Origin of the sequence: Desulfovibrio sp. 1214_IL3152 (assembly GCF_036763055.1) — a bacterium.
GTDB lineage: Bacteria > Desulfobacterota > Desulfovibrionia > Desulfovibrionales > Desulfovibrionaceae > Desulfovibrio.
On the sequence record NZ_JBAIYW010000371.1, the window covers coordinates 1 to 5,712 of the forward strand.

A 5,712-nucleotide genomic window follows, 5' to 3' on the forward strand; every position below is an offset into this window, starting at 1 on the left:
ATGCGACGCGCAATGGTACGCGCGATATACAGGCCAAGTCCCGTACCCGGCGCACCCGCAGCGTCGCTGCCCCGCTGGAAGCTTTCAAAAATGCGCTCGGCGTCTTCTTCGCGCAGTCCCGGCCCTGTGTCCTGCACCAGGATCCTGAGGCGCAGACGGCTGGAACCGTCTTCGCCCTTTTTACCGTCATGGTCCCCGCCCGGCTTCACACAAATGCGCACCCGGCCCAGATCGGTAAACTTTACGGCATTGCTCACGAGATTGCCCAGGGCCTGACGCAGGCGAAAACTGTCGCCAGCCACGACGTCCGGCAGGGCGCGATCCACATCCAGATCAATATCCAGCCCCTTGGCCTCGGCCACGGGGCTGTACAGGGCCACGCAGTCAGACAGACAGGCGCGCAGGCTGAACGGCTCCATGCGCAGATGCAGAACGCCCTGTTCCAGGGTTGCATGATCCGTAATGTCGCGCACCATCTCCAGCAGGGCGCTGCCCGCCTGGGTGAGATAACGCAGGGCCTTTTTGCGATCCCGCTCCGACACGTTCTGGCACTGCAAAAGTTCGCTCATGCCCAGAATGGCCGTGAGGGGCGTGCGCATGTCGTGGCTCAGACGCGCCATAAAGGCGCTTTTCATGCGGCTGGCCTCTTCGGCCAGCCAGCGCCGCCGCGTAAGGTTGAGCGTCAGACCGCCGATAGCCAGCACGCCGGTAAGAGCCAGCAGACCATAAAGCATGCGCATGTTGCGCTGCTGCAAGGCCGCATTGTGCAGATACGCCTCGCCGTCCTGGCTGACGCTTATGCCTCCGAGCACCTCGCCCACATTGCGGCTTACGTGGCAGCGCAGGCAACTTTGCTGCGCCACAAGCACGCTCAAAAGACGCAGTTTTCCGTGGCTGCCCGGCTGGGGGGCGCTGAAAACCTCCCGCGCCCCTACGGTACACTGGCTCAGGGCTTCATTTTCCCAGGCGTCAGCCAGGTTTTCCGGCCGCAGGGGCATATTGCTGATAATACCGATCTCTATGCCCGGTTCGGAATTGCGCTCGGCCAGCTGACGGCTCATATAGGCAGGATTTATGAGCACCAGGGTGCGCCCGTCGCCGGTGGCGACGGTGCGCTCCCCTTCCGGCAGCCACGGATTCGGCTTGCCGTATTCACTTTCAAGCACATAAACGCCACCGTGGGCAGCATTCCAGTTGCGGGCATCCATAAGCTGGCGCGCCACAGTGGAAAGCCTTGTGTGCTCCAGCTCAAGCCGGTGCGCCTCATCAACGCGCAAGGCCTGGCGGTACAGGCCTGTCGTAAAAACGAGCCATAAAAAGCACGCCAGCAAGGGCAACCAGATAGCGGAACGATTTTTTTTATTGTATATAGAAACCATAATGACCTCGGAAAGAGGTGTTACGTGCTCACAGAGTTGTCATAATTTTCTGAATCCTGTCATGTTTATCTGAACAACTCAATCCCGCCAAGCGCCTTCAAAAAACATAGTTTTGCAACATATTGCAATAAAAGAATTTTTTATTTGTGCTTTTTTATACACACTGGTACGCTTCTTGAAGCGCTGAAAAAATATTTCGTCCGCCGCAGTGGCGGCACGGAAGGGCGGTCTGCCTGAATCCAATGACCGCCCGGCGGCCGCAAACGGCTGCCTGCGCCCCACCCGGGCGAAATCCGGCCCTGAAGAGCGGTCTTCAGGGCGCATTTGCACTAGGAGCGAGCGAAGGAGGCTCTATGGGTACACCCCGCAATGGACCCTGGCTGAAGTGGCTGTTGGGCGGCGTTGCGGCGGGCGTGGTACTAATGGGAGTTCTGGCCTATGCCATGACAACCACTGACCAACGGCCGTTTTGCGCCAGTTGTCATATCATGCAGGAGGCTGCCGTGACCCAGAAAATGGGAACACACGCCAATCTTTCCTGTAATGACTGCCATGCCCCGCACAATCTTTTGGTCAAGCTGCCGTTCAAGGCGCAGGAAGGGCTGCGCGACGTGGTGGGCAATATTATGGGACACGACATTCCGCGTCCCCTGAGCTTGCGCACCCGCGACGTGGTGAACGCGAACTGCAAGGCATGCCATACCCAGACCAACATCAACGTAGCCAGCATGGATGCCAAGCCTTATTGTGTGGACTGCCACAAGGGCGTGGCCCACATGCGCATGAAGCCCATCAGCACAAGGACGGTAGCCTATGAATAAGCGAATTGTGACCACGGCCCTGGCGTCGGCCATGCTGCTGGGCGTAGTTTTGCTCAGCGGCTGTCAGGATGTTTCCACGGAGCTGAAGGCCCCCAAATACAAAACGGGCATTGCTGAAACGGAAACCAGGATGTCGGCTTTCAAGGGCCAGTTTCCCCAGCAGTATGCTTCGTACATGAAGAACAACGAAGACAAGATCATGACCGACTACAAAGGGTCGGTTCCCTATCACAAGAATGATAATGTGAATCCCCTGCCCAAGGGCTTCAAGCATGCCCAGCCCTATCTGAAAAATCTCTGGCTGGGCTATCCTTTCATGTATGAATATAATGAAACGCGCGGCCACACCTACGCCATTGACGACTTTGTCAACATTGACCGCATCAACCGCTTTGCGGCCGACGGCAAGGGCAACCTGCCCGCCACCTGCTGGAACTGCAAAACCCCCAAGATGATGGAATGGGTGGCCCAGTACGGCGACAAGTTCTGGTCTATGGACGTCAACGAATTCCGCGCCAAAGACAAAATCAGCGCGCATGATGAAACCATAGGCTGCGCCAACTGCCACGACCCCGCCACCATGGAGCTGCGCCTCTACTCCGAGCCGCTTAAAGACTGGCTCAAGCGCAGCGGCAAGGACTGGCAGAAGATGAGCCGTAACGAAAAACGCACCCTGGTCTGCGCCCAGTGCCATGTGGAATACTACTTCACCCACAAGGACAACGGCCCGGCCGCAAAGCCCGTCTTCCCCTGGGACAACGGCTTCAACCCCGAAGACATGTACCAGTACTACAAGGGCCACGGGGCCAAGGGACCTGACGGCAGGCCCGGTCCCTTTGCGGATTGGGTACACGCTGCCTCCAAGGTTCCCATGATCAAGATGCAGCACCCCGAATATGAAACCTTCCAGGACGGCCCTCACGGCGCGGCCGGTGTTTCCTGCGCGGACTGCCACATGCAGTACGTGCGTGAAGACGGCAAAAAGATCTCCAGCCACTGGATGACCTCGCCCATGAAGGACCCCGAAATGCGCGCCTGCCGCCAGTGCCACGCCGACAAGACCGGCGAATACCTGCGCCAGCGTGTGCTGTATACGCAGCAGAAGACCTTTGACCAGCTGCTCAAGGCTCAGGAAATGTCCGTCAAGGCTCACGAGGCCGTACGGCTTGCCAATGCCTATGAAGGCCACCGCGCCGCCAACTACGAAGCCCTTATGGCCGAAGCGCGCGACATGGTGCGCAAGGGCCAGCTGTTCTGGGACTACGTTTCGGCTGAAAACAGCGTGGGCTTCCACAACCCGGCCAAGGCTCTTGATACGCTCATGACCAGTATGGAATGCAGCCAGAAGGCCGTTGACCTGGCCACCGAGGCCACGGACTTCGGCATCGCTCCCGCCCTTGCCGGAGACATCAAGAAGCTGGTTCCGCCCATTCTTACCCTGAGCCGCAAGCTCCAGCAGGACCCGGAATTCCTCAAGCAGAATCCCTGGACCAAGCTGCTGCCCGCGCTGCCCAAGGCCGAACAGGTATGGGAAGGCCAGAACCGTCTGACCTCGCAGGCCGGGCAGGACAAGTAAGTTTCAACCGGCCATAACCTCCTGCGGGCAAAAGCCCGCAACCAACCCCGCCCGGCGATGCCCCGCATCGCCGGGCGGCCTGTTTTTCCACCACACAGGCGCTCCGGTCACCGCGCAAAAAATATCGGTGGCCGCAGGGACGGCAGCCTGAGCCCCTTGCTTGCTGCCGCCATCTTTTCTATACATGACAAGGGCAGTCCGAAAACGGGCACAGCGTCACGCGTTCAACCACCCTACTGACGCCGCTTCCCGCGCGGGCGGCGCGCAAGCGAGGCAAAACCAATGAAAAAGAAACTGGAACCCGGCCTTTCCGCGACATCCGAAATCACGGTCAGCGAATCCATGCTGGCCTGTAACGTGGGCAGCGGCCTGGTGGAGGTTTTTTCCACAGCCATGATGATCGCATGGATGGAGGCCACGGCCGTGGCCGCGGTGCAGGGAGTTCTGGATCACGAGGGCCTGGGCATGACCACCGTGGGTACAAAGGTGGACATTTCGCACATGGCCGCCACCCCCTGCGGCATGAAGGTCACCTTTAACGCCGCGCTTGTGGGCATGTCTTCCAACGGCAAGGGACTGACATTCAAGGTCAGCGCCCGCGACGAGGTCGGACTTATCGGCGAGGGGCTGCACGAGCGCGTGGTGGTACACAAAGAAAAATTCGAAAGTCGCACCCGCGACCGCCAGTACTGCGGCTGCTGATGCAAGGCCGCGCATGGGTATGGGGAGCCTGTGGCCTGAGCGTCATGCTGCTGCAAAAAGGGCCAGAGCAATTTTACTTTGAAGCCGCTCTGGCGGCTGCGTGAGTAAGTGCAATTTATTTGCGCTGTTAAGCCCCGAAACAAGCGTGTTTTAAACTTTGAGAATGTCCGTTCTCAAAGTGACTCTGCTCCAAGAGCCGTAGCGGGCGTGTATCTTGGGCTTTGAGAATGTTGATTCTCAAGCTTGATCTCTGTAGCAGATCAGTAGGCTTTCGCGATAAAAATTGCTATCCTGACTTGTCCGCACAGCCGGGCACGAGGAGAAAACCATGAACGACCTTACTTTTATAGGCATATCCGGCAGCCTGCGCCGCGCGTCCCGCAATACCGGCCTGCTGCGCTGCTGCGCCGCGCACCTGCCCGAAGGGGTACGCATGGAAACGGCGGACATTTCCGCCCTGCCGTTTTACAATCAGGACATCGAAAAACCCCAGGCCGTCAAAGACCTTGTGGCCCGTGTCACCGCGGCCGACGCCCTGGTGCTGGCCTGCCCCGAATACAATTACTCTCTGGCTCCGGCCCTGAAAAACGCCCTGGACTGGCTCTCGCGTGAGCCTGATCTTGCCCCGCTGACCGGCAAGGCCGTGTGCATCGTCGGCGCCGGGGGCGGCATGGGAACAAGCCGCAGCCAGTATCATCTGCGTCAGGTTTGCGTATACCTGAACCTGCATGTGCTCAACAAACCGGAGCTGTTTTCCAATGCTTTCAGCGCCTGCTTTGACGACAAGGGCGATGTGCAGGATGAGGGCCTGACCAAACAGGTTACGGATGTCATGCAGGCCCTTGCCCAGTGGACGCGCCAGTTGCGGAAGTAAAAAACGTTTTCTGACGCCTGTTGCTTTTTGCCATCTGTAACGCCGCTGTCTGTGTTCCTGTCTGCGCCGCAACGGGGAACGGGCAGCGGCGGCATCCCTTCTTTCGACTGCCTGAAACCTTGGCAGGCTCTGCCCGTTACCCCCACAAAGGCGCACGGGCGCAGAGCCCGCGCAGGCCGCGCAAGGTAAAAACCCGCACAAAGGAACAATGCATGAACATGCTGCGCAAAGCTCTGGAGCGGGGCCTTACCCCGGCCAATGTGATCAGCTATCTGTGCCTTCAGACCATGACACGCTGGGGGCGCTTCTGGGGAACCCTGCGCCTGCGCTGCAAGGCGGCGATTGTGGGCGTGCCCGTAG

General features: G+C 59.1%; 6 protein-coding genes. 4 read left to right on the plus strand and 2 right to left on the minus strand.

Annotated features, from left to right (window positions below):
• Positions 1-1,379, minus strand: a 1,379-nt coding sequence (locus V6C07_RS08025) for an ATP-binding protein (RefSeq protein ID WP_333535852.1), incomplete at its 3' end; no start/stop codon positions are given.
• Positions 1,380-1,732: 353 nt separating this feature from the next.
• On the opposite strand from V6C07_RS08025, the gene V6C07_RS08030 reads away from it, so the two are divergent.
• Together V6C07_RS08030 and V6C07_RS08035 are read left to right on the plus strand one after the other, a co-directional pair.
• Positions 1,733-2,200 carry a cytochrome c3 family protein gene (locus V6C07_RS08030; RefSeq protein WP_333535853.1) on the plus strand — a complete coding sequence of 156 codons (468 nt, stop codon included), beginning with the start codon at positions 1,733-1,735 and terminating at the stop codon, positions 2,198-2,200.
• Positions 2,193-3,776 (plus strand): ammonia-forming cytochrome c nitrite reductase subunit c552, encoded by a 1,584-nt coding sequence (locus V6C07_RS08035; protein WP_333535854.1) that lies wholly within the window; start codon positions 2,193-2,195, stop codon positions 3,774-3,776. The genes V6C07_RS08030 and V6C07_RS08035 overlap by 8 nt, the downstream gene beginning before the upstream one ends.
• 3 nt (positions 3,777-3,779) lie before the next feature.
• Here the strand turns inward: V6C07_RS08035 and V6C07_RS08040 are convergent, their stop codons facing one another.
• Positions 3,780-3,962: a hypothetical protein gene (locus V6C07_RS08040; protein WP_333535855.1), complete on the minus strand. Its 183-nt coding sequence runs from the start codon at positions 3,960-3,962 to the stop codon at positions 3,780-3,782.
• Between the two features lie 96 nt (positions 3,963-4,058).
• Here V6C07_RS08040 and V6C07_RS08045 point away from each other — a divergent pair, with 96 nt between their 5' ends.
• Both V6C07_RS08045 and V6C07_RS08050 read left to right on the plus strand, forming a co-directional pair.
• Entirely contained in the window at positions 4,059-4,478 is a 420-nt protein-coding gene (locus V6C07_RS08045) for a thioesterase family protein (RefSeq protein WP_333535856.1), read from the plus strand.
• Positions 4,479-4,806: 328 nt separating this feature from the next.
• Positions 4,807-5,352, plus strand: a complete 546-nt coding sequence (locus V6C07_RS08050; RefSeq protein WP_333535857.1) for an NADPH-dependent FMN reductase — start codon at positions 4,807-4,809, stop codon at positions 5,350-5,352.
• The last annotated feature ends 360 nt before the right edge of the window (positions 5,353-5,712 follow it).